The organism is Microvirga tunisiensis (assembly GCF_009296175.1).
GTDB lineage: Bacteria > Pseudomonadota > Alphaproteobacteria > Rhizobiales > Beijerinckiaceae > Microvirga > Microvirga tunisiensis.
On the sequence record NZ_VOSK01000730.1, the window covers coordinates 1 to 1,509 of the forward strand.

General features: G+C 52.3%; 1 protein-coding gene. It reads left to right on the forward strand.

Going from position 1 to position 1,509, the window contains the following annotated elements; all coding sequences use genetic code 11:
• Positions 1–143: 143 nt before the first annotated feature.
• Positions 144–1,328, forward strand: coding sequence for a group II intron reverse transcriptase/maturase (locus FS320_RS43225; protein WP_210252264.1), 1,185 nt, complete (start codon positions 144–146; stop codon positions 1,326–1,328).
• The last annotated feature ends 181 nt before the right edge of the window (positions 1,329–1,509 follow it).

Consider the following 1,509-nt stretch of genomic DNA (forward strand, 5'->3'; position numbering starts at 1 on the left):
TCTGATCCGCCTTCTGGTCAAGCGCGTTGAGATTGATCGCGGCGACATCACGGTGGTGTTCCGTGTCGCTCCGCCGCCCGATCCGAGCTATGGTGGTTCAGACAGCGGCAGTTTGCACCATTGTAGGAGGGGTCGTCTCGCCATTGCTCGCCAACATCTATCTTCATGAGTTGGATTTCTTTGTGGAGCAACTCAGGGAAAACTTCGACAAAGGTGAACACCGAAGAAATAACCGTGCCTACTTCCGGCATGCGTCTAAACTTCGGCGCCTCAAGCTGCAGATCAGTCAGTTACGTGAGAAAGGACAAAATGACGAAGCATCCGATCTCGTCTTTAAGCACGATGAACTGCGTGCAGAGATGATAAAGATGCCTTCGGTCGATTGGATGGACCCCGGCTTTAAACGCCTGCGTTACATCCGCTATGCCGATGATTTCCTTATTGGAATAATTGGTAGCAAGGAAGACGCCAGAGGTATTATGGCCCAAGTGAAGGAGTTCCTTCACTCAGCTTTGAACCTCAACGTATCAACCGAGAAAAGCGGAGTTCGTAAGGCAAGTCATGGGGCGCGGTTCCTTGGATATGATGTCCAAGTGTACACCGGAAAGCATCGCGTTCGATACAAACTCGGCCGCGGTCGACCGGCTCTTGCAAGGACTCTGGTTGAGAAAACTCAGATCAGCGTTCCTCATGAGAAAGTGCAGGCCTTTGCGAAACGACATGGATATGGCACCCATGCCACTCTTGACGCCACACACAGGACTGAACTCCTCCATCTAGACGACATCGAAATCGTCAAGGTCTACAACGCCGAGTTCAGAGGCTTCGCCGCGTATTATGCCTTGGCATTTGACGTTAAGCGCAAGCTCTCAAAGCTTGGTCTCCTGTGGTCCTCAAGTCTCTTCAAAACGCTTGCGCATAAGCACAGGTCGTCCGTCCGGGCGATAATTGACAAGGTCAAAGTACAGCCAGGAGTTCACGTCGTTCGTGAAACTGTGAATGGCAAAGTGATAGAGGTTAATGTCTGGAAGCTAGCTGACCTTAAACGGAAGTTGATCTTCGAGAATATTGATAATATTCCCCGAACATCAGATCTCCGTCTAAGTCGGACCAGCTTGGCACAACGCCGAGCCGCTGAGCGGTGCACCCACTGCTCGACGACCCAAGGTCCGTTCCACCTTCATCACACAAATCCCGTCCGGACTATCAAACGGACAGGTCTTGATAAACTGCGGCAAGCCCGTGCAAGGAAGGTTATCTCCCTCTGTACGCCCTGCCATCGGTTGCGTCATTCCGGACAACTACCTGATTTACGATCAAGCAGATGAAAGCGGAGAGCCGTGTGCGGCAAAAGTCGCATGCACGGTTCGGGGAGGGGGAGTGTACGCATCCGAGGTGGGCCGCCTTGTAGGAATTGTCGGATTTGGCACTGACTGTCCTTATTGACGTCAAAAAGGACAGTGCGGCTATGGATCGAGTTGAGATTGTCGATACGGGTCGGCGTCGTCG